The following is a 23,901-nucleotide window of genomic DNA, read 5'->3' on the forward strand; positions in this document are numbered from 1 at the left end:
ACACTAAAAGGCCGGCCGAGGAACCCACTGTCTTTAAGACCTGTACGCGGTACGGAATTATGGCCTGTCTGAAAAATGCCCCCAGGTGAGCGGGCGACCTCAATCAGCCGCAATGAGCGGTCGGCGTCATGCTTGGGGATACCCCTGATCCGCCATGCACTCATCGTAGAACTTGATACGCATCCCAGATGCATATATTTCTCCTATATCGGTTTGCGCCTCTAGCGGATCGCCGGTCGGCGGTGGATACGCCTGGTCTGTCAGCTTCTGGCAGTATGCCTGGGCCTCATAGAGAGTCCGCCGAGAGGTTTCTGATGATCGCCGCGGCCCTGATCGCTGCCGTACCGACCCCTGAGCCGCAGGTTGCGATGTGGGCGAAGCGGCGGGCCCTCGTGGGCCTCGCGGACCTCGAGGCCCCGGCGGTCCTGGCGGTCCGGAAGGTCCAGGAATGGCCTTCTGCTCTTGGAGGGCAACCATCGAGGCAGAGTGCTGACGTAGCATAATGGCCTGGACCGTCACCACGATCACGAGAATCGCAACAGTTACGGTCAGTGCATACAGTAACTTCAGGTGCTTGGGTGCCACAGCGCTGCAATCTACTCCTCAGGCCCTGTGGTGAGTACTCCAAATTCTGCTGTTGAACCAGGGATTGAGCGGAATAGCAGTGGCGGCAAGAACGGCGAGCTACAGGGCAGACTGACCCTGTAGGTCAACGCCCGCGCCATGAACGCAGAGGGCGGGACTTGGCGTCGCACCCAACCCGGCGTGGCTCAAGAGACGCGGCATCACCCTCTTCGACAAGCAGCCACTGCGTCCCGTTGCTGTACTTTGCTGCTGTACAAGATCCAAAAGGCCCCTCCCGATCACCGGGAAGGGCCTTTCACCTGGGAGCCGACGAGGGGAATCGAACCCCTGACCTGCTGTTTACAAGACAGCTGCTCTGCCGATTGAGCTACGTCGGCGGGGGCTAACAGTGTAGTCGGGCGGGGCGTTCATCGTCACCCCGAGTTAGCGGGCCGTTCAGGCTAGGTGCGGCGGCGGGAGATTTCGTAGAGGGCGATGCCTGCGGCTACGCCGGCGTTGAGGGATTCGGCGGCGGCGCGCATGGGGATGCGGACGATCTGGTCGCAGGTGTCGCGGACCAGGCGGGACAGGCCCTTGCCCTCGGAGCCGACCACGACCACCAGGGGTTCGGTGATGACGGTGGCGTCGGCGAGGTCTGTGGACGCGTCGCCGTCCAGGCCGATGACGAACAGGCCCGCCTCGCGGTATTCGCGTAGGGCGGCGGTCAGGTTGGCGGCGCGGGCGACGGGCAGGGTGGCCAGGGTGCCGGCGGAGGTCTTCCAGGCGCCGGCCGTCACGCCGGCCGAGCGGCGGGAGGGGACCAGGAGGCCGTGGGCGCCGAAGGCGGTGGCGCTGCGGGCGATGGCGCCGAGGTTGCGCGGGTCGGTCACGCCGTCGAGGGCGACGATCAGGGGGATCTCGGCGGCGTCTCTGGCCGCGGTCACCAGGTCGTCGGGGTGGGCGTACTCGTACGGCGGGAGCTGGAGCGCCAGGCCCTGGTGGACGGTGGCCTCGGTCAGGCGGTCGAGCTTGTCGCGGGTGACCTCCAGGAGGGCGATTCCCCGCTCGGCGGCCAGTTTGATGGCCTCGCGGACCCGGTCGTCGTTGTCGATCCGCTGCGCGACGTACAGGGCGTTGGCGGGGACGCCCGCGCGCAGGGCCTCGACCACCGGGTTGCGTCCGCCGATCACCTCGGGGGCGTCGTCGCGGCGCGGGCGCCTGGCGGCCGTGGCCGTGCCCGTCTGCTGGGGACGGGCGCCGGCCTGCCGCTCCTTGTACCAGTGCCGCATGTGGGCAGGAGGGGTCGCGCCCTTGCCCTCCAGGCCCCGGCGGCGGTGACCGCCGGTGCCCTTGGTCGGACTCTTCTTCTTCGCGGGGCGTCCGGACCCCTTACTACCCCCTGCAGCCATGGGCATCAGCCTAAGGGCTTCAGCGGGCCACTTCCCACCGCGGCCCCTTGGGGGTGTCCTCGACGATGATGCCGGCGGCGGCGAGCTGGTCGCGGATCGCGTCGGCGGCGGTGTAGTCCTTGCGGGCGCGCGCCGCCTGCCGCTGCTCCAGGGCCACCGCCACCAAAGCATCGACGATCTGGCGCAGGCCGGAGTCGTCGCCGGAGGACCGCCACTGCTCCGAGCGCGGGTCGAGGCCGAGCACGTCGAGCATGTTCTGCGTCTCGGCGAGCAGCCGGGCGACCTGCTCCTTGTTGCCCTGGGCCAGCGCCACGTTGCCCTCGCGGACCACCTCGTGCACCACGGCGAGCGCCTGGGGCACGCCGAGGTCGTCGTTGAGCGCGTCGACGAACGGCTGCGGCAGCGGCGCGTGCGCGTCGACGTCGTGGATCACCTCGGCCGCCCGGGTGACGAAGCCCTCGATCCGCCGGTACGCCGCCGCCGCCTCCTGCAGCGCCTCCTCGGAGTACTCGATGACGCTGCGGTAGTGCGGCGAGGCGAGGTAGTAGCGCAGCTCGACCGGCCGGACCTTCTTCAGCATCTCGGGGATCAGCAGCGAGTTGCCCAGCGACTTGCTCATCTTCTCGCCGCTCATCGTGAGCAGGGCGTTGTGCATCCAGTAGCGGGCGAAGCCGTCGCCGGCCGCCTGCGACTGGGTCAGCTCGTTCTCGTGGTGCGGGAAGATCAGGTCGATGCCGCCGCCGTGGATGTCGAAGGTCGGCCCGAGGTACTTGGTCGCCATCGCCGAGCACTCCAGGTGCCAGCCCGGACGCCCCGGCCCCCACGGGGTGGGCCAGGTGGGCTCACCCGGCTTGGCGCCCTTCCACAGGGCGAAGTCGCGCGGGTCGCGCTTGGCGCCGTCGGACTCGGTGTCGCCGGCCGCGCGCATGTTCTCCAGCCGCTGGTTGGACAGCGAGCCGTAGCGGTCGGCGTAGGAGACCACGTCGAAGTAGACGTCGCCCCCCGCGGCGTACGCGTGGCCGCGCTCGATCAGCCGCTTCATCAGCTCGATCATCTCCGGCACGTGGCCGGTCGCGCGGGGCTCGACCGTGGGCGGCAGGCACCCGAGCATCTGGTACGCCCAGGTGAACGCGCGCTGGTTGCGCTCGGCGACGACGAACCAGGGCACGCCCTCCTCGGCGGCCACCCTGATGATCTTGTCGTCGATGTCGGTGACGTTCCGGCAGAAGGTGACGTCGTACCCGGACCGCGTAAGCCACCGCCGCAGGACGTCGAAGTTGACCCCCGACCGGATGTGCCCGATATGCGGCGGAGCCTGCACGGTGGCCCCACACAGGTAGATCGAGACCCGGCCGGGTTCGACCGGAACGAATTCGCGAACCGTCCGCTTGCTGGTGTCGTAGATGTGCAGGCTCACGACGCAAGGCTAACGCCTCACCCCGCCTCACAAGCCGCGTTGCGGCACGTTGAAATCGAGACTCGGCGCCCACCTCGCGCGACCACGGGTTCGGGATCGATCCCGGCGCTCCCGGCGGCGTGGCGGAATGCCTCACTGGTGCGCGGGCGCACCATTGGGATCGGCCCGTAACAGTCTGCGACACGATCGGGTGAGAGGGCTTCTGTAGGCTCGAAGGGCCATGGACGTCACTTCCCCCGGGGCGGCAGGTCTCTCCTCCCGCCCGTCCGCATCCGCCCGCCCTGCCGGCGGCGCGTCGCTGACGCTGCGCCGGATCGGCATCGCCCTGTCCGGGGTCGGCGTGGCCGCCCTGGGCGGTGTCGCCTGCGTGCTCTCGTTCGACGACCTCCGCGACCTGGCCATCAGGGGCGAGGCCGACCCGAACCTCGCCTACCTGTACCCGGCCGGGTTCGACGCCCTGCTCGCGGTCGCGCTGATCAGCGTCCTGCTGCTGCGCACCGGCAGGGTTCTGGTACGCCTCCAGGCGGGCGCCGTGCTCGTCCTGCTGCTCGCCGCCGCGGTGGCGGTGGACGTCGCGGGCGCCATGCGGGCGGTGATGGACCTGCGCCAGGCCGCGATCCTGATCGCCGCGGTGCCCTGGGCGATGCTGGCACTGGCACTGTGGCTGTGGCTGCTGATGATCAAGCACGCCCAGGCCCGGCGCGAGTCCGCCGACCGCGCGCTTCCGGCGACGGGGGGCCATGACATCGTCCCATTCGCCGGGCCTCCGGCCGGGGCCGCCGTCCCTGCCGCCTCCACTGTCCCGGCTGTCCCCGCTGGCTCTGCTGTCTCCGGGGTGCCGACTACGGTCCCTGCCGCGCACGTGAGCGCGCCGGCCGTCGCCGCGCCGGCCGCGCCCGTCGTGCCGTCCTTCGAGCGCCAGGGGACGCCGGAGCCTCAGGAGCCGCAGGAGCGTACGGCGGCGGCCGAGGAGCGCGTTGCCGCCGCGCCGCGCCCGCTGCCGCCGCGGCAGCCCGACATGGAGCTGCGGTGGGGCGACATCATCCGCGAATCCCCGCGGCGGCCCAAGGGCGACGTGCTGGTGCACCCCCGTCCCGAGCCCGCCGGGGCGGCCCAGGACGCCGCTCACCCGCTGGGCGAGCGGGTGGAGACGTGGGACGTGGCGGAGGTCCGTACGGACGCTCCCTGGGGCTCTGAGGGCCCGCGGCGCGCCTCCGGCGACGAGGGCGGCGGCGAGGGCGAGGGCGCCGGTATCGAGATCTCCGAGCGGGACCAGGACACCCAGCCGCTGCGCACGTTCGGCGACCAGCCGCGTGCCACGACCTCTGCGCGCGACGCCGCCGCCGATGCGACGGAAGGCGCGGTGGAGGACGAAGTGGGCAAGGTGGGCGAAGTTGGCGAGGCGGACGTGCCGACCGAGCCGCATCCGACGATCCCGGCCGGCTCGTCCCCCCGTACGCCCCGCGCCGAGGCCGCCGCGCATGAATCCGCGGCGCACGAGGCGCCGCCGTCCGGGCGGATGCGGAGCACCCCGCGGCCTCCCGAGGACGCGGACGACACCCGGGACGACCGCGCAGAGGACGACTGACACCGACCGGCGTTCCCCGCGCTCCGAGGGGTGTCCCAGCCCACGGGCGGGGGCATCCCGCGGCGCGGAGACCACCACGGCCTGCGGGCCTGGTCCCAGCCCTCAGGGCAAGGGCATCCCTTCAGCCGCCGGGCGCCCCCTGCTCGACGGGCGTTCCCGGCCGACGGGCGTTCCCCGCCGACGGGCGCTCCCCGCCGACGGGCGCTCTCCGCCCTGGCCGGCGCTCCCACGGCGGCGCCCGGCGCCACTCCTCGTAGTGCACCGGCCCCCGGCGCGGCGCGTGCGTCTGCTGGGCCGCGGCCCGCAGCAGACGCCGGCACGGAGGCGCGGGACGCGATAGCCGCCCTTCGCCCCGAGCCACACGGTGACCAGGAGGGCGGGCAGGCCGGGGTTCGGGCAATTCCCGGCCGTCACGTGCCCTCGCGGCCCCGACAGGTCTCCCCCGGCCACCCCGGCCTCGGCTGGGCCTTCACGGCCCTTCCCGGCCCTGACGGGCGCCTTCGAGCACTCCCCCGGCACCGGCCCGGCCTTCCGGGCACGGATCGTTCTCCGGCCCTTTCCGGATCTGACCGGCGCGCCGGGCCCCCAGACCGGCCCTCCCAGCCCCACCCGCCCCTGACGGCCCTCTCCGGAGCGCTCCCGGCACCGGCGCCAGCCGGCCGGCCCTCCCGGGGCGGACCAGTCCGTCCCGCCATGGGGTGGGCATGGGTCGGCCCCCGGGCGGTGGTCGCCCCGGGGGCCGGTTGTGCGGGGGATGCGAGCTACACGCGCGACCGCCTCAGGCCGGCGACGATGCCGACGCCCACGACGGCGAGTACGACCTGCATGACCAGCTCGATCCAGTCGATACCGGGTGTCGTCTCAACGCCGATCCCCTGGGCGATGAGCGTGCCGACCAGTGCGGCCACGATTCCGACGACGATTGTGAGGATCCATCCGATCGCCTGCCTACCGGGAAGCAGCAGGCGACCGATTGCGCCGATGACGGCCCCGATCACGATGGCGCCGAGAATGGACTCGATGGTCATATCAACCTCCCCGTGAGGGTGAGACGTTCACTCTCACGGGAGTGCCGCTACCCGATTTTTACCCGATAACCGGACGAGTCGTGAAGACGCAGGTGAGGGGCGTTATGCCCGGCCTCTGCCCGCCATGACCCTGGTCACGATGAGGACTCCGATGACGGCGAGCACCACCTGCATGAGGAGCTCGATCCAGTCCACGCCCGCCGTGGTGGCGACGCCGAACGCCTGGGCGATGAGAGTGCCGATCAGGGCGGCCACGATGCCCACGATGAGCGTAAGGGCCCAGCTCATGTTCTGGCGGCCGGGAACGATGAGGCGGGCGAGCGCGCCGATCACGGCTCCGATGACAATCGCCCAGATGATGGTTCCGATCATGTCCAGCTCCCCCGTTATGCCGACATGGTCTATCGACCAGGGAAGATACCCATTTTCGGTGGCATAACGCGCGAAAAGCGGGCGGTGGTCCGTACCGCGCCAGATGACGGACCCCCGCCCGCTGTCCGGTGTCGGCGGGCATCCGCGCCGCCCGCCGGGAGACCATGAACGGCATCCCGATAATGAGACGCCCGCGCTCTACGCGAGGTTGACGCCGTCTTGACGGAATGCTTGCGTCACAGGCCGGACATTCCGTCAAGATCATAGTCAGATGGGATCGCGGGAGCAACCCGGGGTCACGCGCGGGCGATCACCAGGGCGGTCGCCACGGCCGCCACGCCCTCGCCACGGCCCGTCAGGCCCAGACCGTCGGTGGTCGTGGCGCTGACGCTCACCGGGGCGCCCACGGCCGCCCCAAGGGCCTTCTCGGCCTCCGCGCGGCGCGGGGCGAGCTTGGGCCGGTTGCCGATCACCTGGATCGCCACGTTGCCGATCTCGAAGCCGGCCGCGCGCACCTGGCGGGCGGTCTCCTCGAGCAGGGCGGCGCCGGACGCGCCCTTCCAGCGCGGGTCGGCGGTGCCGAACAGCGCGCCGAGGTCGCCGAGCCCGGCGGCCGAGAGCAGGGCGTCACAGGCGGCGTGGGCCGCCACGTCGCCGTCGGAGTGGCCGGACAGGCCGGTCTCGCCGGGCCAGTGCAGGCCGGCGAGATACAGCTCCCGTACGCCGTCATCGGCTGATGCGAACGGGTGGACGTCGACTCCGACGCCCACCCGTGGCAATGTCGTGTTCAGGAGTTGAGGACCTCGTCGAGCAGGGCCTCGGCCTTGTCCTCGTTGGTCTTCTCGGCGAGGGCCAGCTCGCTGACCAGGATCTGGCGCGCCTTGGCCAGCATCCGCTTCTCACCGGCGGACAGACCACGCTCCTTGTCGCGCCGCCAGAGGTCACGCACGACCTCGGCGACCTTGTTGACGTCGCCGGACGCAAGCTTCTCCAGGTTCGCCTTGTAGCGACGAGACCAGTTGGTGGGTTCCTCCGTGTGCGGCATGCGGAGGACGTCGAAGACGCGCTCAAGGCCTTCCTGGCCGACCACGTCGCGCACGCCGACGAGCTCAGCGTTCTCAGCCGGCACCTGCACGGTAAGGTCGCCCTTGTCAACCTTCAGTACGAGGTAGGTCTTTTCCGCACCCTTGATGGTCCGGGTTGTGATGGCTTCGATGCGAGCAGCCCCATGGTGGGGGTAGACGACAGTGTCGCCGACCTGGAAAGTCATGTGACAAGTACCCCTTCCGCTGTACTCCAGGGTACCACGCATCCACAGGCTCCCGGAACAGTGAAATCCCCATAACTGCAGGTCAAGGCGGCATTTTAGGGCTTGACAAACGCTCGACTATGTGAAGCGCGGGCCATTACATAGCGGATGACCTGCGCTGGCGCGGCATGTCGGAGCATTGCCGGAGCCGGAAACCCGGCCCCGCGGAGACCGCGGACGATCATCGTTCGCGGCTTCGGGGAACGTTCCAGGTGATCGTGTATCCGGGCGCGGCGGGACCGTTTCACCGCCTCCCCGGGACGGTATCGGGGGTACGGGGCACAAGGGCGCCGGCGGCTCCTCCCACCACTCCGCCAACCGCGGGGTGCGGGCGAGGAGCGGCGACGGCGATGGATAAAGTTGCCCCTGCACTACCCTCGCAGCTTCCGCGCCACACCTTCCGCATCATCGGTCGCGCTGCCGCGCGACACCGCTACCGTGCCACACGCGGGCCCGCAGGCAAGCCCGGCCCGCCCGACAAGGAGATTCGAACCGTGACCCGCACCAGCCGTCGCTGGGCGATCGCCGCCACCGCGTTCATCGTGGCCGTCCCGGTCCTGGCCGGTTGTGCCACCGGATTCGACGCCAACCTCAGCAAGCCGTACTCCCCGACCGAGGCCCGGGTGACCGCGGCCAAGGGGATCCACATATCCCGGGCCTTCCTCCTGGGGCCGGAGCAGGGCGCCACGCTGCCCCAGGGCGGTGCCGCGCCGCTGTACATCTCGATCCTGAACTCCAACCGGAACCCCGACCAGCTCGTGGGCGCCACGGCCGACGGCGTCGGCACGGTCAAGATCGCCTCGCCGATCACGCTGCCGAACAACCAGATGGTCAGCACCGGCCAGGCGCCGAGCAGCGGGGCCCAGGCGGCCTCGGTGACCGTCGAGTCGCTGGCCAAGCCGCTCTCCGGCGGCGAGTACGTCACGATCAACCTGCAGTTCAGCAACGCCGGGGTGATCCCGGTGTCGGTCCCGGTGATCCCGCGCACCCGCGAGTTCAGCACCTACCCGCCGGCCTCGGTCGCGCCGACCGCCACCCCGGCCGCCCCCGACGCCACGGCCACCCCGGGCGCGACCGTCACCCCGACGCCCACCGGTACGCCGGGCGCGGAGGCCACTCCGGGCGCTCCCACGGCCACGCCGACGGCCTCGGAGGCCGCCGCCGGGCACGGCTGACCGTCCCCGCGTCCGAACGGCCCCCACGGACCCGCCAAAGGCCCGTACGGGGTCCGCGAAAGACCCGCGAGCAAAGGGCCCGTACGGGTCCGTGAAAGGTCCGACGGCCCCCACGGGCCCGCGAACACGACGCGGGCCCGTGGAGACAGAGACAACGACGCGGGTCCGTGAAAACGACTGAAAACGACGATGCGCGCACCTGGAGATCCAGGTGCGCGCATCCGCGTACAGGGGGTCAGTCCTCCACGGGGTCGAACTTGTAGCCCAGCCCGCGCACGGTGAGGATGCAGCGGGGGCTGCTGGGGTCGGACTCGACCTTGGCGCGCAGCCGCTTGACGTGGACGTCCAGGGTCTTGGTGTCGCCGACGTAGTCGGCGCCCCACACGCGGTCGATGAGCTGGCCCCGGGTGAGCACCCGCCCGGCGTTGCGGAGCAGCACCTCCAGCAGCTCGAACTCCTTCAGCGGGAGCTGGACCTGCTTGCCGCGCACGGCCACGATGTGGCGATCGACGTCCATGCGGACCGGCCCGGCGGCCAGGACCGCCGACTCCAGCTCCTCCACGTCGCCCTGGCGGCGGAGCACCGCGCGGATGCGGGCGACCAGCTCCCTGGAGGAGAACGGCTTGGTGACGTAGTCGTCGGCCCCCAGCTCCAGGCCGACCACCTTGTCGATCTCGCTGTCCTTGGCGGTCAGCATGATGACCGGCACCTTGGAACGCTGGCGCAGCGAACGGCACACCTCGGTGCCGGGCAGACCGGGGAGCATGAGGTCGAGGAGCACGAGATCGGCGCCGTTGCGGTCGAAGGTGTCGAGCGCCTCGGGGCCCGTGGCCGCGACCGCGACCTCGAACCCCTCCTTGCGCAGCATGTACGACAGCGCGTCGGAGAACGACTCCTCGTCCTCGACGACGAGTACGCGGGTCACTGTGCGGCCTCCATGGGGGTCGTGGATGTGCTGGGTACTGCGTAGGCCGTGCCGCCGAACGCCGGCAGCTTGAGGGTGAACGTGGACCCGGAGCCCTCCTTGCTCCAGACGGTCACCTCGCCGCCGTGGGCGACCGACACGTGTTTGACGATGGCGAGGCCGAGGCCGGTGCCACCGGTGGCCCGCGAACGGGCGGCGTCGACGCGGAAGAAGCGCTCGAAGATGCGCTCCTGCGCGCTCTCGGGGATGCCGATGCCCTGGTCGCTGACGCTGATCTCGACGGAGTCGCCGGCGGGCCTGGCGCTGACCACGACCCGCGTGTGCTCGGGGCTGTAGGCGACCGCGTTGTCGATCAGGTTGCGCAGCGCGGTGACCAGCAGGTCGTCGTCGCCCCACACGCGCAGGCCCTCGGTGCCGCCCGCGACGAGGGTGATGTCCTTGGCCGCCGCCCTGGTGTTGCAGCGGTCGATGGCCTCGTGCACGATCTCGTCCACGGGCACGGGGCCGGGGGTGGGGATCGGCTCGCCGCCCTGGATGCGCGACAGGGTGATCAGGTCCTGCACCAGGTAGGTCAGCCGCGCGGCCTCGTGCTGCATGCGGCCCGCGAAGCGGGTGACGGCCTCGGGGTCGTCGGCCGCGTCCTGGATGGTCTCGGCGAGCAGGCTGAGCGCGCCGACGGGGGTCTTCAGCTCGTGGCTGACGTTGGCCACGAAGTCGCGGCGCACGGCCTCCACCCGGCGCCGCTCGGTCTGGTCCTCGGCGAGCACCAGCACCTGGCCGTGCGAGCCGAGGGGCGCCACGCGCACGCCGAAGCTGGTGGCCTCCTGGCCGAACTTGTGTCCGGCCACCTCGAACTCGCTCTCGCGGATCTCGCCGTCCCTGCGCACCTGCCTGGCCAGCGCCAGCAGCTCGGCCGCCATCAGGTGGTCGCCCTTGACCAGCCCGAACGCGCGCGCGGCGGAGCTGGCGCGCAGCACGCGGTCGTTGCGGTCCAGGACCACCGCCGAGGACGGCAGCACGGCCAGCACGGAGGCGACGCCCGGAGGGAGCGTGTTCACCTCCGCCTCCTCGGTGGGCCTGGCGTCGCGCCTGCCCTCGCTGTGGTTGCGCACGGCGAGCACGGCGAGCGCTCCGACGACGAACCCGGCGAGGGCCGCGAGACTGGCCAGTAGTTCGCTCATGGAACCTCCATGCCCTGCCCGTTCACACCCACGATGGTAGGTGGGGTTACCTTGTGCCACGACTCCCGGCAAGCGGTTGACCACGGCGTTTCCCGCAAAGTTCACTTACCGGTTGGAGTTCGTTCATTAGGACGCGCGTACGGTAACGGACATGCGCGACGCCTTTCACGAAGAGCTGGATTCGCTCACAGACCGTCTCGTCGAGATGACCAGGCTGGTGCGGTCGGCGATCTCCAGGGCGACCACCGCACTGCTGGACGCCGATCTCCAGCTCGCCGAGAGCGTGATCTCCCGTGATGAGGAAGTCAACCAGATCCACGCCGAGATCGAGACCTCGATCTTCGAGCTGATGGCCAGGCAGCAGCCGGTCGCGGTGGACCTGCGCATGGTGATCACGGCGCTGCGCATGGGCAACGACCTGGAGCGCATGGGCGACCTGGCCGAGCACGTGGCCAAGATCACGCGGCTGCGCCACCCCGACTCCGCGATCCCGCCGGAGCTGCGCTCCACGATCCTGGAGATGGGCCAGATCGCCGAGCGGCTGGTGACGAAGGCCGGAAGCTGCATCGCCGCGCGCGACGCCGAGGCGGCGCTGGAGCTGGAGCACGACGACGACGCGATGGACAAGCTGCACCGCAGGCTGTTCCGGGTGCTGCTGGCCAAGGACTCCAAGTACGGCACGGAGCAGGCGATCGACGTCACGCTCATCGGCCGCTACTACGAGCGGTACGCCGACCACGCCGTCAGCGTGGCCCGTGACGTCGTCTACCTGGTGACCGGGTCGCGGGTCCAGGACCTGACGTCCTGAACCCGCCGGTCGGGGTCGCGGGCTACCGGCCCTGGTTGGCCACGGCCTGGATGGCGGCCTCGGCCGCCTCGGGGTCGAGGTACTCGCCGCCCTTGACCAGCGGCGTGAAGTTCTCGTCGAGCTCGTAGCGCAGCGGGATGCCGGTCGGGATGTTCAGCTTGGCGATGGCTTCGTCGCTGATCCCGTCGAGGTGCTTGACCAGCGCGCGCAGCGAGTTGCCGTGGGCCACGACGAGCACCGTGCGGCCGGCCGACAGGTCGGGCACGATCGAGTCGTACCAGTAGGGCAGCATGCGCTGCACGACGTCCTTCAGGCACTCGGTGCGCGGGCGCAGCTCCGGGGGCAGCAGCGCGTAGCGCGGGTCGGCGGCCTGGCTGTACTCGTCGTCGTCGGCGATCGGCGGCGGCGGCACGTCGTACGACCTGCGCCAGAGCATGAACTGCTCGTCGCCGAACTCCTCGCGCGTCTGCGCCTTGTTCTTGCCCTGGAGCGCGCCGTAGTGGCGCTCGTTGAGCCGCCACGAGCGGCGTACGGGGAGCCAGAGCAGCCCCGCGGCCTCCAGCGCGAGGTTGGCAGTCTGGATCGCCCGGGTCAGCAGGCTGGTGTGCACCACGTCGGGCCGCAGGCCCGTGTCGAGGAGCAGCCGCCCGCCGCGCCGCGCCTCGGTCTCGCCGGTGGGGGAGAGGCCGACGTCCACCCAGCCGGTGAACAGCCCCTTCGCGTTCCACTCGCTCTCGCCATGCCGCAACAGCACCAAAGTCGCCATGCCGCGTAGCCTACTCAGCGGTTTTCCGGATCGGCGAAACGGGCGAAAGCCCGCAGGTTGGCCAGCGACTCGCCGCGTTTGACCCGCCAGTCCCACTCGCGCCGGATCGAGGACGCGAAGCCGAGTTCGAGCGCCTTGTCGAAGGACTCGTCGGAGTAGGTGAGCACGCAGCCGAGCAGGCGGTCGATCTCCTCCTCCGAGACCGCCGCCAGCGGGAGCCGGCCCACGAGGTAGACGTCACCCACGGAGTCGAGCGCGAAGCGCACGCCGTACATGGAGCCGTTCCTGGTCAGCAGCCAGCGGTAGAACTCGGCGTGGTTCTCGTCGGGCTGCCGGCAGAAGAACGCCTCGATGTGCAGCACGCGGTCGCCGACGATGAGCCAGGTCATGGTGGCCAGCTTGTGCTGTCCGGGCAGGCGGGCCAGGAAGGCTCCCGGCCTGGGCTGCTCGTAGTCGACCTCGGCGCTCTTCAGCGCCGCCTCCACCACATCCGCCGCGGCACTCACGTGCCCCACCCTACGGCGCTCACGAGTTGACGGCCACGGGGGTGCGGTGCAGGTGGGCCATCGCGCCGGCGTACACCTCGGCCAGGCGGGAGGCGGTGGCCTGCCAGCCGAACGCCGCGGCGTGCTCGACGGCGCCCTCGGCGAGCACGGCGAGGCGGCGCGGCTCGCGCAGCAGCCGGTGCAGCACCCGGGCCCAGTCGCCGGGGTCGTGCCCGTCCACGAGCAGCCCGGACACGCCGTCGCGCACGGCCGTGCGCAGGCCGCCGACCGAGGCCGCGACGACCGGCGTGCCGCATGCCTGGGACTCCAGGGCGACCAGGCCGAAGGACTCGTTGTGCGAGGGGACCACGGTCACGTCGGCGGCGCGGTACCAGTCGGCCAGCTCGTGCTGCGGGGCGGGCGGCACCAAGCGCACGATGTCGGCGATGCCCAGCTCCCGCGACAGGTCGGCGAGCATGGCGGGGCGGCTCAGCCCGCTGCCGCTCGGGCCGCCCACGCACGCGACGACCAGCCTGCGGCGCAGCCCGGGGTCCTCCACCAGCATCCGGGCGGCGGCGCGCAGCAGCACGTCGGGCCCCTTGAGCGGCTGCACCCGGCCGACGAACAGCAGCACCCGGGAGTCGTCGGGCAGGCCGAGCCGGTGCCGGGCGGCGCCGGTGGACGCGGGCTGGAACACGGTGAGGTTGACGCCCGGGTTCACCACCGCGACGCGGGCGGGGTCGGCGCCGTACAGCTCGACCAGCTCGCGCGCCTCGGCGGCGGTGTTGGCGACCAGGCGGTCGGCGACGTCCACGACCTGCTCCTCGCCGAGGACGCGGGCGTTCGGCTCGGGCTTGTCGTCCGCGGCGAGCAGCAGGTTCTTCACCTTGGCCATGGTGTGCATGGTGTGCACGAGCGGCACGCCCCAGCGCTCCTTGGCCAGCCAGCCGACCTGCCCGGAAAGCCAGTAGTGGGAGTGGATCACGTCGTAGCGCCCGGGATCGTAGGTCGCCTCGGTACGCAGCACCCCGGACAAGAAGGCGCACAACTGGCCGGGCAGGTCGCCCTTGTCCAGCTCCTCGTACGGCCCGGCCGTGACGTGGCGGACGGACACCCCGGGCGCGATCTCGGCCACCGGCGGCAGGTCGCGCGCGGTCTGCCGGGTGAAGATCTCCACCTCGACGCCCAGGTGCGCGAGCCGCTTGGCGGATTCCACGATGTAGACGTTCATACCGCCCGCGTCCCCGGTCCCCGGCTGGTCCAGGGGGGACGTGTGCATGCTGATCGTCGCGACCCGGCTCACCCGTCGTCGCCTCACCGACACCACCTCCAGAGCGTTATGAACTTTCAAAATCATCCGGTGATTCCCGATATGTGAGCACAGCTCCGGCGGCGGCCCCGCATCGGGGGCAGGTCCGGACGCCTGGCGAGAAACGCCTGGCAAGATAGGCGAGCCGGCGATGAAGGGACGATGTGGACGTGACGAAGCGCACAGCGGTGGTGACCGGGGCGAGCAGCGGCATCGGCGCCGCCACGGCGCGGCGGCTGGCCGCCGAGGGCTACCAGGTCGTGGCGGCGGCGCGGCGCCGCGAGCGGCTGGACGAGCTGGCCGCGCGGGTGCCGGGCGTGACCCCGGTGACCCTGGACGTGACCGCGCAGGACTCGGTGGACGCGCTGGCCGCCGGGCTGGAGCGGTGCGACGTGCTGGTCAACAACGCGGGCGGCGCGTTCGGCCTGGAGACCGTGGCGCAGGCCGACCCCGCCGACTGGCAGCGCATGTACGACGTGAACGTGATGGGCTCGCTGCGGGTCACCAAGGCGCTGCTGCCCAAGCTGATCGAGTCGGGCGACGGCGTGCTGGTCATGCTGACCTCGACGGCCGGGCTGGTGTCGTACGAGGGTGGCGGCGGCTACTGCGCGGCCAAGCACGGGCAGACGGCGATGACCGAGACGCTCCGCCTGGAGCTGGTCGGCGAGCCGGTGCGGGTCGTGGAGATCGCCCCGGGCATGGTGCGCACCGACGAGTTCGCGCTGACCCGCTTCCGCGGCGACGCCGAGGCCGCGGCCAAGGTGTACGCGGGCGTGCCCGACCCCCTGACGGCCGACGACGTGGCCGACGCCATCGCCTGGTGCGTCACCCGCCCGGCCCACGTCAACATCGACCGCATGATCATCCGTCCCCGGGCCCAGGCGGCCCAGCACAAGGTCCACCGCGTCTTCTCGTGAAACGGCCGGACTTCTCGTGAAACGGCCGGTCGGGAGCATCACCAGGGGGACCACCGGGCACAACCGGCTGCGCCGCGCCGACCGCTGGATCGCGGCCGTGTACGCCCGGCTGCTGGCCGCCGCCCGCCGCCCCCTGGTGGTGGACCTGGGCTACGGCGCCTCGCACGTCACCACCCTGGAGCTGTTCACCCGGCTGCGCCGGGTCCGGCCGGACGTGGAGGTGACCGGCATCGAGATCGACCCGGCGCGGGTGGCGGCGGCGCTGCCGTTCCAGCGGCCGGGGCTGAGCTTCGCGCTCGGCGGCTTCGAACTGCCGGTGGAGCGCCGCCCGGTGCTGGTGCGGGCCTTCAACGTGCTGCGCCAGTACGGCGAGGAGGAGGCGTGGCAGGCGTGGGCGCTGATGCGCTCCCGCATCGACCCGGCCGGCGCGATCGTGGAGGGCACCTGCTCCGAGATCGGCCACCGGGCGTCCTGGGTGGCGCTGGACGCCTCGGGCCCGCGCACGCTGACCCTGTCGGCCCGCTTCACCGGCTTCGGACGCCCCTCCGACCTGGCCGAGCGGCTGCCCAAGACCTTGATCCACCGCAACGTCCCCGGCGAGCCGATCCACGCGCTGCTGCGAGATCTCGACCGCGCGTGGGCGGCGCACGCGCCGTACTCCGCCTACGGCGTACGCCAGCGCTGGCTGGCCACCGTGCAGACGGTCGCGGAGAAGTGGCCGGTCGCGGCCCATCCCCCGCTCGGCGGGCGCGCCCGCTGGCGCCAGGGCGAGTTGACCATCCCCTGGGCCGCCGTCAGCCCATCGCGCTGAGCCGCATATCGTTGGCGGACGTGCTCCGATTCGTCACAGATCCCGACCTGACCCCGCGGCTCGTGGCCGACCTGATCGACTGCTGGGCGGAGGCGACCAACGCGGGCGGCGCGGTGGGCTTCGTGCCGCCGGTGACGGCCGACGACGTACGCCCGACGGCCGAGCGGACGTTCGCCCGCTGCGGCCCCGGCGGCCCGGACCACCTCCTCGCCGGCTTCGACGAGGACGGCGCGCCCGCCTGCTGGCTGGTGCTCGCCGACAACGGCTCGGCGCTGCGCGCCCACTGGCGCTGGGTGGTCCGGGTGATGGTGCACCCCAAGCACCAGGGCAAGGGGTACGGGGCCGCGCTGATGCGCGCCGCCGAGGACGTGGCCCGCGAGCAGGGCGCCGAGGCGCTGCACCTGGTCTGCCGGGGCGGCACCGGCGTGGACGCCTTCTACGCCCGCATGGGCTACCGGGAGGTGGGCAGGATCCCCGGCGCGATCCGCGTGGGGCCGGGCGACGACCGCGAGGAGATCTATCTGGTCAAGATGTTGACCCGCTGAGCGCGCGTCCGAAATGGGCGTACGCTGTGGTATCGAACAGCACGAAGCGGATCTCGGCCACCTCGGCCGGCGTCTCGCGCACCGTCTCGACGGCGATGCGCGCGCCGTCGTCCAGCGGCCAGCCGTAGATGCCGGTGGAGATGGCGGGGAAGGCCACGCTCTTCGCGCCCAGCTCGTCGGCGACGCGCAACGACTCTCGATAGCAGGAGGCCAGCAGGTGCGAGCGGTCCTCCGAACGCGCGTACACGGGCCCGACCGTGTGGATCACCCAGCGGGCCGGCAGCCGGCCCGCCGTGGTCGCGACCGCCTGCCCGGTGGGCAGGCCGCCGGCGTAGCGCGAGGCGCGCAGCTCGCGGCACTCGGCCAGGATCTCCGGCCCGCCCTTGCGGTGGATCGCGCCGTCCACCCCGCCGCCGCCCATGAGCGAGGAGTTGGCGGCGTTGACGACGGCATCGACGCGCTGTTCGGTGATGTCGCCCAGCACCAGCGAGATTTCGGCCATACGACCGGACTACCACACGTGAACTCGACAACACGTAGTACTACATTCCGTGGTGGCCGCGCTATCGTGGAGGGCGTGAAGGGTCTGGGCGAGCTCGAACGCAGCATCATGGACATCCTCTGGGCGCACAACACGCCCATGACGGCCCGCGAGGTGGGCAGGCACATCGCCGACAGAGACCTCGCACCCACCACGGTCATGACCGTGCTCGACCGGCTGACCCGCAAGGGCTTCCTGGCGCGCACGCGAGACGGCCGGGCGTGGCGCTACCAGCCGGCGGCGAGCCGCGACGCCTACGTCGCCGAGCTCATGCTGGAGGCGCTCGACCTCACCGGCGACCGCTCGGCCGCGCTGACCCGCTTCGCGCAGGCCGTCTCGGGCCCCGAGGCCGAGATCCTGCGCAAGGCGCTCACGGAGCTGGAGGACGAGTGAGCAAGGAGGCCGTTCCGTGACGGCGGCGGCCCTGGGGCTTCTCGCCCTGGCCTGCGTGGCCGGCGCGTGGCGGTTCACCACCGCCCGCTGGGCCTATCGCGCGCCGCGCACGGCGATCCTGCTCTGGCAGGCGCTCGGCGTCACCTGGGGCCTTGCCAGCACCGGCGCCCTGCTGTCGTACGCGCTGCAGCCGTACGACCGCGGCATCGTCGGCGGGCTGGCCGCGTTCGCGTACTCGGCGGCCAGCGGCGGCTACGGCCCGCCGGGGGCCTACGACATGCCCCACGTGCTCGCCCTGATCGCCGGGCTGTCGCTGCTGGCCGTGCTCGTCGGCGTCCTGGTCACGGCGGGGTTCCAGACCCTGCGCGCCCGGCGCAGGCACCGCGAGATGCTGGCCCTGATCGCCCGCGACGACCCCGGCGTGCCGGGCGTGCGCGTGCTCGACCACCCGGGCGCGGCGGCGTACTGCGTGCCCGGCCTGCGCTCCCAGGTCGTGATCAGCGCCGGCACCCTGAAGCTGCTCTCCCCCGACGAGCTGGCCGCCCTCCTGGCGCACGAGACCGCCCACGTACGCGAGCGCCACGACCTGGTGCTGCTCCCGTTCGCCGCCCTGCGCCGCGCGCTGCCGTGGTCCCAGATCGTCCGCGACGCGCAGGACGCCGTCGGCCTGCTGATCGAGATGGCCGCCGACGACCGGGCCCGCCGCTTCTGCTCGCCCCGCCGTCTGGCCACGGCCCTGCTGCGGTTCGGCACCGCCGGCGCGATCCCGACCCCGACCGGCACCATGGGCGCCACCGGCCCCGCCGCCACGGTGATGCTCCGCGTGGAGCGCCTGGTGACCCCTCGCCCCGCGCTCCCGCGCGCCGTGACGGCCGCCGCCCTGAGCCTCAGCGCCGCCCTGATCACCAGTACGCCGCTGCTGTGGCTGCTGCCGCACTGACCGTCTCACCGCCGACCGCTAGCTCCAGTTAGCCGCCGCGTTTGCAATTGCAAGCACGGGGGCACATACTGGAGGCATGGCACTACCGAAGGTCGGCTCGATCGGCGAATACATCCGTGAGCAGCGCCAGCAGGCGAAGATCTCGCTACGGCAGCTCGCGCAGGCGGCGGGGGTCTCCAACCCCTACCTGAGCCAGATCGAGCGAGGGCTGCGCAAGCCGAGCGCGGAGATCCTGAACCAGATCGCCAAGGGGCTGCAGATCTCCGCTCAGGCGCTCTACGTGCAGGCCGGCCTGATCGAGGATCGCGAGCAGGACAGCGATGTGCTGACCGCCATTCGCGCCGACACGTTCCTCACCGAGAGACAGCGGCAGGTGCTGATCGATATCTATGAGTCGTTCCGCAAGGAGAACCGCGCCGGGGCCCCGGCCGAGGGCACGCAGACCTCCCAGAAAGCGCGCCCCGAGCCGAGGCCCGAGGGGAGCGGCGCGACCCCATCGCAGGACGACGGAGAGCCGCTGCCAGAGGAGACCTCGATCGCCGCATTCGAGCCCTTCACGGCGACCAACGGAGCCGCCTCCGGCAACGGCAACGCCACACCGGAAACCAAGGAAGGTTAACCCATGACGATTGCCACCGAGGTAAAGAAGCTCACCGAGTCCAAGCCGTTCTACGCCGTGGCCGGCGCGGGCGACTACGCGGTCGAGAAGCTGCGCGAGCTGCCCGCCGCCCTGGAGCGGCTGACCGCGCAGCGCGGTGAGCTGCGCGAGCAGGCCAGGGAGCTGCCGGTCAAGGCCCGCGAGTACGCCGCCAAGGCCGAGGGCTACGCCCGCGAGCTCCCGGAGAAGGCCAAGGAGTACGCCGACGCCCTCAACACCCGGGCCACGGCCATCTACGAGGACTTCGCCACCCGCGGCCGCCGGGTCGTCAGCCGGGTGAGCGGCGACGCCGCCCTGGAGCTGGAGCAGTACTCCGAGGAGTCCGAGGCCGACAAGCCGGCCCCGGCCCCGGCCCGCAAGCCCGCCACCCGCAAGGCGCCCGCCAAGGCCTGACGGCCCCGGCGACACCGGCCCGTCCCCACCCGGGGGCGGGCCTTTCCGTCGTAGAAACCGGTCAGGGCCTCCTTGGTCTCGGCGTACGGGCCGTCGCCCACGATCGGCCGCCCGCCCTTGCCGCCGGGCACGCGCACGGTCGTCGCGGTCGCGGTCGGGTAGAGCGCGTGGCCGCCCCGCAGCACGGCCCGGTGCGCCTCCTCGAACGCGGCGTACTCCCGTAGCCCGTCGGCGTACTCCGGCCGGCTCCAGTCCACCTCGGCGGTGTAGATGAGGGCGATGTAGAGCGGCATGGGTCCTCCCCGGCCGTTCTCCTGCAAGAGCACCGTCACGGTGTCCCCCGCCTCCTTGCCGATCGCCCTGCGGACCTCGGCCTTGACCGGCAGCTTATGGGTGCCGTCGCCCATCGCCATGAACGAGCCGCGGAACGGGTGCCCGTCGATGCTCCCCCGCACCTTGACCAGCCCCCGCGTCCCGAAGAACGCCACCGACTCCGGCCACACGACGTACGTGTGCCCGCCCTTCGCCGGGCTTTTCACCAGCGTCGCGGTGAACTCCTTGTCCAGCGCGCTCATCTCACTCACCGCTCTCCGTGATCTCCAGGCCGTTCCCGTCGGGGTCGCGCAAGGCGAACATCGGCGGGACCCTCCCACCGCAGCAGCTCGCCCACGTCCACGCCGCGCGCCGCCGGCTCCTCCCGCAGCAGCGCGGCGTCCCCCGTGGTCAGCCTGATCCCGGTCTCGACCCCGGCCTCCCGCGCGGGAACCAGCGCGATGGTCGTGGCCGCCCCCGGCGCCGCCACCTCGATCCACCGCCCGCCGAGCCGCTCGACCGGCGCGTCCAGCGTCTTGGCGAGCCCCAGTGTCCCGGCGTAGAACGCGACGGCGCGATCCTGATCGGTAACGGGAACGCCAACGGTCCTGATCCCGGTGATACGACTGACACCCATTTCGTCCTCCTGCCCTCTTCGAGGTCTCACATGAAGGACGAACGGCCCACCCCGGTTCTGGACAGGCGTCCGCCCAGTCCCGGCAGGCTCCGTCACGCACCGGCCTTGGAGACAGGCCGATCGGCGCTCTCCGCGCGGGGCGTACGGTCGCGGACGAGGCCGGAGACCGCCGTGAGGAGGGCCAGGACGACGACCACGCAGCCGTACACGGTGGCCGTGACGCCCAGGCCGAGCGACGGCACCGCGAACCCCGCGGCGACCGCGGGCACGCTGAAGGCGAGGTAGCTGACGACGTAGACGGACGCGAACATCCCGGCCCGCTCGGCGGGGCCCGCCAGGGCCGCGAGCGAGCGGAACGCGCCGAGGAAGGCGCTGCCGAACCCGCAGCCCGCGACGACCGTCGCGGCGAAGAACAGCGGCGTGGACCCGGCGGCGAGCGCCGCCAGGGTCAGGCCGGTGCCGGCGGCGAGCACCAGCGACCCGCCCGTCATGACCCGCCTCGCCGGCAGGTCGCGTACGACCAGGCACGCCACGGCCCCGGCGGCGGTGAGCGCGGTGACGACGAGCCCGCCGACCAGGCGGTCGGGGACGCGCAGCACGCCCGCGGTCAGCGAGCCGCCCAGCGACAGGTAGAGCCCGCCCATGGCCCACGTGGCGACCAGGGAGGGAACGGCCGCCGCGAACGCGCCGCGAGCGGGCCGTGGCACCGCCACCCGTGGGCGCAGCGAGACGAGCGCGTCGCGTCCCCTGCCGGGACGGGGCGCGACCGGCTCGGGCAGCAGCGCCATCGCGGCCGCCAGCAGCACGAAGACGGCCGTGAGCACGACGAAGACCGAGGTGGTCGGGGCCGCCGTGTAGCGCACGAGCAGACCGGCGCCGAGCGCTCCCGCGGCCAGACCGCCGGTCGGCGCGACGCTGTTGACCAGCGCGCCCAGTTGACGGACGCGGCCCGATCCGGGCTGCAGGTCCACCAGACCGGCGCTGATCGCGCCCGTCGCCGCCCCGGTGGCCAGGCCCTGCACCACCCTGGCCAGCAGCAGCGCCCCTACGCCGTCCGCCGTCAGGAACGCGACCATGGCGCCCGCCTCGGCCAGCAGGGCCGCGATCAGCACGGGCCGCCGGCCGACGTGGTCGGACAGCCCGCCGACGGTGAGCAGCGCGATCAGCAGCGCGACGGCGTAGACCGCGAACACGGTGGTCAGCATGGCCGCCGAAAAGCCCCAGCGCTGCTGGTAGACCACGTACAGCGGCGAGGGGGCGCTCGCGGCGGCCATGAACGCCACCAGAGCCCCGGCGAGCAACCAGAACCCGGCCCCGCGCGAGACCCGGCCCCGCGCCACCCTCCCGACCGTCCCCGTCCCGGCAACCGTCTCGGCCCCTCCGGGTCCGCCTCCGGCCTCGCCGTCCCCCCGTCCGGGTGCGCGGCCCGGCGCGCCCGGGTCCGCGTCCAGGGTGTTCGCCGACGAAGCACAGCCCCCCGATGTCGTCATCACGGCACTCCCAGCGTCACGGTTCCAACATTTTCGAACCGAAATACCGTACGACGACGCCACCCGAGAGTTCAACTATTATCGAACCGTGCCTGGAGCCCGGGACCTACCGCACCCCGACGCCGCGAGCCTGGTGCTGACCGACGTGCTGTTCGCGCTCAGCGACCCCTCGCGGCTGGCCCTCGTACGGCGGCTCGCGCAGGCCCCGCTGGAGGTGTCGGCGTGCCACCCCACCGAGGGAAAGGTGCCGAAGTCGACGCTGTCGCACCACCTGAAGACCCTCCGCGAGGCCGGTGTGATCCGCAACGTCCCGGAGGGCCGGCATCGGTACGTGAGCCTGCGCAGAGAGGATCTGGACGACCGCTTCCCGGGCCTGCTGGACGCCGTCCTCCGCGCGACCGCGGACTAGCCGAACAAGCACGTACGGCACCGCCGCCTGGCCGCCTCCTCGACCCCGCCTCCCGCTGCCCCACCTGCCGGGGACGCACGTAGCGGCGCCGCGCGTCGGCGCATGGGCCGGCCCGGAAGGACAGCGGGGCAGTCAGGGAGTTTCGGCGATGGGCTGCCGGTACCTCAGCTCGTGGAGATGTCCTCCCTTGATCAGGATCGACGCCTCCACCGGACGCCGGCTGTCGGAGTACACCACCCGGAACTGACGCAGAATCGGCACGTCGTCCGGCAGTTCCAGCCCTTCCTGCTCCTCCGTGGTCGGCTGCCGGACCGAGATCCGGTCCTCGAACTCCCGTTGCGGGAACCCGAGATCGGCCAGGGCCTGAGGGGCACCGCCGGGGATCTTGGCGCGGCGGGTGAGCGGACTCCCCTGGGCGATCTCCAGAGGGTAGTACGACCACGACAGTTCCAGCGGATCGCCGTCGCTGAGCAGCAGGCGCCGCCGCAGGATCGCCCTTCCGCCCTCGTCCAGCTCAAGCGCGCGGGCGATGTCGGCAGGAGGCTCGCATTCGGCCACGTCGAGCAGCCGGTACGCGTACCCGCGCGGTGAGGGAGCCAAGTATGCGGCGGCCTCGACCACGACGGGCGCCCTGTCGCGGACGTAGACGCCCTTGCCCGGGTGGCCGTAGACGAATCCCTCGTCCTTCAACAGGGACAGAGCGCGCTGGACGGTGGCCCCCGCCGCCGCATGACGCTCGGCGAGCTGCGGAGTCGAGGGGAGCCGCGTTCCCGGTGTCAACCGTCCCGACATGATCTGCGCCCTGAGCTCGGCCGCTATCTGCTGGTGCCGGGGCCGCCCATCCGTGTGCCTGGCCACTTCGGTCTCCGGATCACAGGTCGAGCGCGTAGCGCAGGTGCCGGCTCTCGGTGTTCATGGTCATCACGCTCGCCTCTATCGGTGTGCCGTCGTCCGCCGTCATGAGGCGGAACAGGACCAGTACGTACTCATGCTCGCGGAGGCGCAGGAGCCGGCGCTCCTCGTCGGTGGCAGGGCGAGCTGAGACGTCCTCCTCCACGTGGCGCGGCGCGTGGCCGAGTTCGCCGAGCAACGTGATCGCGCCACCGCGGATCTTCCTGTACTCCGCCAGCGGTGTCCCGCGCGCTATCCATCCCGGATAGTACGAGTCCGCCAGCTCGACCGGGTGCCCGTCGAGCAGGATCACGCGCCGCCGCACGACGACGCTTTCGCCCGCGGCCACCCCCAGGGCACCCGCCACCTCTGCGGGTGGCGCGACCTCGCCCACCTCGCGGAGTTCCTGCGTACCGGCCTTCCCCTGCGCTGCCGCCTCCTCGGCCCACGCCTCCTGCCGCCCCGCCCGCCGGGGACGCACGTACGCCGTGGAAACGCTCACCCACCTGCCCTGACCATCCATGCTTCCCCCTCACCGCAAACGCCACCTTACCGGACAAGCAGCATGGTTGCGATCAAGAGCGATTCCTCGAATCCCTTACTGCTTTATCGAAATCGCAGTATGGTT

Annotated in this window: 27 protein-coding genes, 1 tRNA gene and 1 pseudogene; 11 read left to right on the top strand and 18 right to left on the bottom strand. The window is 71.8% G+C overall.

All coding sequences use genetic code 11. The features are described from left to right. Nucleotides 1-889 precede the first annotated feature (889 nt). The 3 genes from HNP84_RS41810 to cysS form a co-directional block, all read right to left on the bottom strand. Nucleotides 890-962 (bottom strand) — tRNA-Thr (locus HNP84_RS41810). A gap of 63 nt (nt 963-1,025) precedes the next feature. Continuing rightward, nucleotides 1,026-1,973 (bottom strand): 23S rRNA (guanosine(2251)-2'-O)-methyltransferase RlmB, encoded by a 948-nt coding sequence (gene rlmB / locus HNP84_RS41815; protein WP_185055625.1) that lies wholly within the window; start codon nt 1,971-1,973, stop codon nt 1,026-1,028. A gap of 19 nt (nt 1,974-1,992) precedes the next feature. Then, the gene (gene cysS, locus HNP84_RS41820; protein ID WP_185055626.1) at nt 1,993-3,390 is read right to left on the bottom strand and encodes a cysteine--tRNA ligase; all 1,398 of its coding nucleotides are present in this window, start codon (nt 3,388-3,390) and stop codon (nt 1,993-1,995) included. Nucleotides 3,391-3,610: 220 nt separating this feature from the next. Between cysS and HNP84_RS41825 the strand changes: the two genes are divergently transcribed. Continuing rightward, a complete protein-coding gene (locus tag HNP84_RS41825; RefSeq protein ID WP_185055627.1) occupies nt 3,611-4,978 on the top strand; it encodes a DUF2637 domain-containing protein in 1,368 nt (455 codons plus the stop codon). A 761-nt stretch (nt 4,979-5,739) separates the two neighbouring features. Here the strand turns inward: HNP84_RS41825 and HNP84_RS41830 are convergent. From HNP84_RS41830 to HNP84_RS41845, 4 genes are all read right to left on the bottom strand, one after another. Continuing rightward, nucleotides 5,740-6,006: a GlsB/YeaQ/YmgE family stress response membrane protein gene (locus tag HNP84_RS41830; RefSeq protein ID WP_185055628.1), complete on the bottom strand. Its 267-nt coding sequence runs from the start codon at nt 6,004-6,006 to the stop codon at nt 5,740-5,742. A gap of 102 nt (nt 6,007-6,108) precedes the next feature. After that, complete coding sequence (locus tag HNP84_RS41835) at nt 6,109-6,378, bottom strand: GlsB/YeaQ/YmgE family stress response membrane protein (RefSeq protein ID WP_185055629.1); 270 nt, start codon at nt 6,376-6,378, stop codon at nt 6,109-6,111. 296 nt (nt 6,379-6,674) lie between these two features. Beyond that, nucleotides 6,675-7,148, bottom strand: coding sequence for a 2-C-methyl-D-erythritol 2,4-cyclodiphosphate synthase (gene ispF / locus HNP84_RS41840; protein WP_185055630.1), 474 nt, complete (start codon nt 7,146-7,148; stop codon nt 6,675-6,677). 17 nt (nt 7,149-7,165) lie between these two features. Further along, a complete protein-coding gene (locus tag HNP84_RS41845) occupies nt 7,166-7,648 on the bottom strand; it encodes a CarD family transcriptional regulator (protein WP_185055631.1) in 483 nt (160 codons plus the stop codon). Between the two features lie 533 nt (nt 7,649-8,181). Between HNP84_RS41845 and HNP84_RS41850 the strand changes: the two genes are divergently transcribed. Further along, nucleotides 8,182-8,862: a copper chaperone PCu(A)C domain-containing protein gene (locus HNP84_RS41850; protein WP_185055632.1), complete on the top strand. Its 681-nt coding sequence runs from the start codon at nt 8,182-8,184 to the stop codon at nt 8,860-8,862. A 235-nt stretch (nt 8,863-9,097) separates the two neighbouring features. Here HNP84_RS41850 and HNP84_RS41855 read toward each other — a convergent pair whose 3' ends face one another. Next, complete coding sequence (locus HNP84_RS41855) at nt 9,098-9,787, bottom strand: response regulator (protein WP_185055633.1); 690 nt, start codon at nt 9,785-9,787, stop codon at nt 9,098-9,100. Next, on the bottom strand, nt 9,784-10,968 hold the full coding sequence (locus HNP84_RS41860; protein ID WP_185055634.1) for a sensor histidine kinase: 1,185 nt from the start codon (nt 10,966-10,968) through the stop codon (nt 9,784-9,786). Before HNP84_RS41860 ends, HNP84_RS41855 begins: the two co-directional genes overlap by 4 nt. A gap of 151 nt (nt 10,969-11,119) precedes the next feature. Here HNP84_RS41860 and phoU point away from each other — a divergent pair, with 151 nt between their 5' ends. Further along, nucleotides 11,120-11,776 (top strand): phosphate signaling complex protein PhoU, encoded by a 657-nt coding sequence (gene phoU / locus HNP84_RS41865; RefSeq protein ID WP_185055635.1) that lies wholly within the window; start codon nt 11,120-11,122, stop codon nt 11,774-11,776. Between the two features lie 22 nt (nt 11,777-11,798). Here phoU and HNP84_RS41870 read toward each other — a convergent pair whose 3' ends face one another. From HNP84_RS41870 to mshA, 3 genes are read right to left on the bottom strand one after another with little or no spacing between them, the layout of a single operon-like run. After that, the gene (locus HNP84_RS41870; RefSeq protein WP_185055636.1) at nt 11,799-12,542 is read right to left on the bottom strand and encodes a phosphoglyceromutase; all 744 of its coding nucleotides are present in this window, start codon (nt 12,540-12,542) and stop codon (nt 11,799-11,801) included. Between the two features lie 14 nt (nt 12,543-12,556). Further along, nucleotides 12,557-13,048: a type III secretion system chaperone family protein gene (locus tag HNP84_RS41875; protein WP_312926896.1), complete on the bottom strand. Its 492-nt coding sequence runs from the start codon at nt 13,046-13,048 to the stop codon at nt 12,557-12,559. Between the two features lie 19 nt (nt 13,049-13,067). Beyond that, nucleotides 13,068-14,384 (bottom strand): D-inositol-3-phosphate glycosyltransferase, encoded by a 1,317-nt coding sequence (gene mshA, locus HNP84_RS41880; protein ID WP_185055638.1) that lies wholly within the window; start codon nt 14,382-14,384, stop codon nt 13,068-13,070. Between the two features lie 122 nt (nt 14,385-14,506). On the opposite strand from mshA, the gene HNP84_RS41885 reads away from it, so the two are divergent. Genes HNP84_RS41885 through HNP84_RS41895 form a run of 3 tightly spaced genes read left to right on the top strand, consistent with a single transcriptional unit; the run spans nt 14,507 to nt 16,609 of the window. Then, nucleotides 14,507-15,253 (top strand): SDR family oxidoreductase, encoded by a 747-nt coding sequence (locus HNP84_RS41885; RefSeq protein WP_185055639.1) that lies wholly within the window; start codon nt 14,507-14,509, stop codon nt 15,251-15,253. 16 nt (nt 15,254-15,269) lie between these two features. Then, on the top strand, nt 15,270-16,064 hold the full coding sequence (locus HNP84_RS41890) for a class I SAM-dependent methyltransferase (RefSeq protein WP_185055640.1): 795 nt from the start codon (nt 15,270-15,272) through the stop codon (nt 16,062-16,064). A gap of 20 nt (nt 16,065-16,084) precedes the next feature. Then, nucleotides 16,085-16,609, top strand: a complete 525-nt coding sequence (locus HNP84_RS41895) for a GNAT family N-acetyltransferase (protein WP_185055641.1) — start codon at nt 16,085-16,087, stop codon at nt 16,607-16,609. Here the strand turns inward: HNP84_RS41895 and HNP84_RS41900 are convergent. Next, nucleotides 16,590-17,111 (bottom strand): O-acetyl-ADP-ribose deacetylase, encoded by a 522-nt coding sequence (locus HNP84_RS41900; RefSeq protein ID WP_185055642.1) that lies wholly within the window; start codon nt 17,109-17,111, stop codon nt 16,590-16,592. The genes HNP84_RS41895 and HNP84_RS41900 overlap by 20 nt on opposite strands. A 75-nt stretch (nt 17,112-17,186) precedes the next feature. Here HNP84_RS41900 and HNP84_RS41905 point away from each other — a divergent pair, with 75 nt between their 5' ends. From HNP84_RS41905 to HNP84_RS41920, 4 genes are all read left to right on the top strand, one after another. After that, the gene (locus tag HNP84_RS41905; protein WP_185055643.1) at nt 17,187-17,543 is read left to right on the top strand and encodes a BlaI/MecI/CopY family transcriptional regulator; all 357 of its coding nucleotides are present in this window, start codon (nt 17,187-17,189) and stop codon (nt 17,541-17,543) included. A 16-nt stretch (nt 17,544-17,559) separates the two neighbouring features. Continuing rightward, nucleotides 17,560-18,483, top strand: a complete 924-nt coding sequence (locus HNP84_RS41910) for a M56 family metallopeptidase (RefSeq protein WP_185055644.1) — start codon at nt 17,560-17,562, stop codon at nt 18,481-18,483. A gap of 76 nt (nt 18,484-18,559) precedes the next feature. Then, nucleotides 18,560-19,102 (top strand): helix-turn-helix domain-containing protein, encoded by a 543-nt coding sequence (locus HNP84_RS55580; protein WP_185055645.1) that lies wholly within the window; start codon nt 18,560-18,562, stop codon nt 19,100-19,102. 3 nt (nt 19,103-19,105) lie between these two features. Continuing rightward, a complete protein-coding gene (locus HNP84_RS41920; protein ID WP_185055646.1) occupies nt 19,106-19,534 on the top strand; it encodes a hypothetical protein in 429 nt (142 codons plus the stop codon). Nucleotides 19,535-19,866: 332 nt separating this feature from the next. On the opposite strand, the pseudogene HNP84_RS54225 reads toward HNP84_RS41920, so the two are convergent. The 3 genes and pseudogenes from HNP84_RS54225 to HNP84_RS41935 all read right to left on the bottom strand — a co-directional run. Beyond that, a pseudogene (locus HNP84_RS54225) lies at nt 19,867-20,109 on the bottom strand (DUF1905 domain-containing protein); the annotation flags it as partial. 5 nt (nt 20,110-20,114) lie between these two features. Further along, complete coding sequence (locus tag HNP84_RS41930; protein WP_221337415.1) at nt 20,115-20,483, bottom strand: VOC family protein; 369 nt, start codon at nt 20,481-20,483, stop codon at nt 20,115-20,117. Nucleotides 20,484-20,575: 92 nt separating this feature from the next. Further along, nucleotides 20,576-21,823, bottom strand: coding sequence for an MFS transporter (locus HNP84_RS41935; RefSeq protein WP_312926901.1), 1,248 nt, complete (start codon nt 21,821-21,823; stop codon nt 20,576-20,578). Between the two features lie 238 nt (nt 21,824-22,061). On the opposite strand from HNP84_RS41935, the gene HNP84_RS54230 reads away from it, so the two are divergent. Further along, the gene (locus HNP84_RS54230; RefSeq protein ID WP_185055648.1) at nt 22,062-22,382 is read left to right on the top strand and encodes an ArsR/SmtB family transcription factor; all 321 of its coding nucleotides are present in this window, start codon (nt 22,062-22,064) and stop codon (nt 22,380-22,382) included. Between the two features lie 132 nt (nt 22,383-22,514). Here the strand turns inward: HNP84_RS54230 and HNP84_RS56505 are convergent, their stop codons facing one another. Beyond that, nucleotides 22,515-23,240, bottom strand: coding sequence for a GntR family transcriptional regulator (locus tag HNP84_RS56505; protein WP_185055649.1), 726 nt, complete (start codon nt 23,238-23,240; stop codon nt 22,515-22,517). A 13-nt stretch (nt 23,241-23,253) separates the two neighbouring features. Beyond that, nucleotides 23,254-23,775, bottom strand: a complete 522-nt coding sequence (locus tag HNP84_RS41950) for a UTRA domain-containing protein (RefSeq protein ID WP_312926902.1) — start codon at nt 23,773-23,775, stop codon at nt 23,254-23,256. Nucleotides 23,776-23,901 lie beyond the last annotated feature (126 nt).

Source organism: Thermocatellispora tengchongensis, from assembly GCF_014202315.1.
GTDB classification, from domain to species: domain Bacteria; phylum Actinomycetota; class Actinomycetes; order Streptosporangiales; family Streptosporangiaceae; genus Thermocatellispora; species Thermocatellispora tengchongensis.

Bases quoted from the DNA above. Each gene is read 5' to 3' on its own strand.
- HNP84_RS41845 (WP_185055631.1), bottom strand. From the start codon at position 7,648: ATGACTTTCCAGGTCGGCGACACTGTCGTCTACCCCCACCATGGGGCT.
- HNP84_RS55580 (WP_185055645.1), top strand. From the start codon at position 18,560: ATGGCACTACCGAAGGTCGGCTCGATCGGCGAATACATCCGTGAGCAG.
- rlmB (WP_185055625.1), bottom strand. From the start codon at position 1,973: ATGGCTGCAGGGGGTAGTAAGGGGTCCGGACGCCCCGCGAAGAAGAAG.
- HNP84_RS41920 (WP_185055646.1), top strand. From the start codon at position 19,106: ATGACGATTGCCACCGAGGTAAAGAAGCTCACCGAGTCCAAGCCGTTC.
- HNP84_RS41870 (WP_185055636.1), bottom strand. From the start codon at position 12,542: ATGGCGACTTTGGTGCTGTTGCGGCATGGCGAGAGCGAGTGGAACGCG.
- mshA (WP_185055638.1), bottom strand. From the start codon at position 14,384: ATGATTTTGAAAGTTCATAACGCTCTGGAGGTGGTGTCGGTGAGGCGA.
- HNP84_RS41825 (WP_185055627.1), top strand. From the start codon at position 3,611: ATGGACGTCACTTCCCCCGGGGCGGCAGGTCTCTCCTCCCGCCCGTCC.
- HNP84_RS41830 (WP_185055628.1), bottom strand. From the start codon at position 6,006: ATGACCATCGAGTCCATTCTCGGCGCCATCGTGATCGGGGCCGTCATC.
- phoU (WP_185055635.1), top strand. From the start codon at position 11,120: ATGCGCGACGCCTTTCACGAAGAGCTGGATTCGCTCACAGACCGTCTC.
- HNP84_RS41930 (WP_221337415.1), bottom strand. From the start codon at position 20,483: ATGGGTGTCAGTCGTATCACCGGGATCAGGACCGTTGGCGTTCCCGTT.
- HNP84_RS41900 (WP_185055642.1), bottom strand. From the start codon at position 17,111: ATGGCCGAAATCTCGCTGGTGCTGGGCGACATCACCGAACAGCGCGTC.
- HNP84_RS41835 (WP_185055629.1), bottom strand. From the start codon at position 6,378: ATGATCGGAACCATCATCTGGGCGATTGTCATCGGAGCCGTGATCGGC.
- HNP84_RS41860 (WP_185055634.1), bottom strand. From the start codon at position 10,968: ATGAGCGAACTACTGGCCAGTCTCGCGGCCCTCGCCGGGTTCGTCGTC.